Here is a 1,050-nt window from a genome sequence, read left to right as displayed (position 1 = left end):
CCCCCGCCCCCCCGCCGCCAGGCCCTGTCGGCCTTGCTGGGTGTCGGCGGCTGCGCCCTGGTCGGCTCCTTGGTGTGGCGGCGACGCGAGCTCGGCGACGGCGAGCTGCTTTCGGCGGCCGGCTCGGTGCTGGCGGAGCAGCGGCTGGCCAGCCGGCGCGGCCAGCTGCTGGAGCAGCGCCTGCCCGATGGCAGCCGCCTGCATCTGGACGCCGACAGCGAGCTGCAATGGCGCTGGCACGCGGGGCTGCGCCAGGCCCGCCTGCTGCGTGGCGCGGCCTACTTCGCGGTGCGTCCCGATGCGGACCGACCCTTTGTCGTGCAGGTCGGGGCCTGCAGTGTGCGGGTGCTGGGCACGGCCTTCGCAGTGGATTACGACGGCCGGCGCCTGGCGGTAGCGGTCGAGCATGGCCGGGTCAGGGTCAGCGATGCCCAGGGCCGGCAGCGTGAGTTGCTCGGCGGCCAGCGCCTGCGGCTGGATGCGGAGTCCGGCCTGGCCGGGGCCGAGCTCGAGGCGGTGGCACGCGAGGCGGTAGCGCCCTGGCGCAGCGGCTGGTTGGTGTTCGATGCCGCGCCGCTGGCCGAGGTGCTGCCCCAGCTGGCGCGCTATCTGCCGCGTCCGCTGGTCTGGACCCCCGCCGCCGGGCGCCAGCGGGTCAGCGCCCGCGTGCACCTGGCCCATGTGCAGGAATGGCTGCGCCTGCTGCCGGCCAGCCACGAGCTGGTCTTGCAGCAGCAGGCGGCGGCCTGGCGATTGAGTATGCGGGGTGAGTAAAAAAACCTGAGGGATCGCTGCGACTGCTTCGTTTCAGAAAGGGATGCCCTTGAATCCGGAGCTCCTTGCATGAAACAACACCGACTCAAACTTGTCACCGCCGCTGCGGTCCTGGCCTGCCCCTTGATGGCCGCGCCGGTGCTGGCGCAACAGGGCGCGACGCCGACCAGCGCGCTGCAACTGGCCCTGCCGGCCCAGCCCCTGGCCACCAGCCTGCAGGCCCTGGCGCGCAACGCCCAGCTGCAGCTGCTGGCCGAGCCGGCGCTGCTGGCCGGT

Annotated in this window: 2 protein-coding genes; both read left to right on the top strand. The window is 73.2% G+C overall.

The genetic code is table 11. The features are described 5' to 3' along the window. The coding region (locus PO768_RS27435; RefSeq protein ID WP_272648588.1) for a FecR family protein at positions 1-774 on the top strand (774 nt) is incomplete at its 5' end. Positions 775-843: 69 nt separating this feature from the next. Further along, positions 844-1,050, top strand: a 207-nt coding sequence (locus PO768_RS27430) for a hypothetical protein (RefSeq protein ID WP_272648587.1), incomplete at its 3' end; no start/stop codon positions are given.

The organism is Paucibacter sp. XJ19-41 (assembly GCF_028462495.1).
Lineage (GTDB): Bacteria > Pseudomonadota > Gammaproteobacteria > Burkholderiales > Burkholderiaceae_C > Roseateles_E.
Note: the sequence above shows the minus strand (reverse complement) of the source record. Positions and strands in the feature narration are given on the sequence as shown.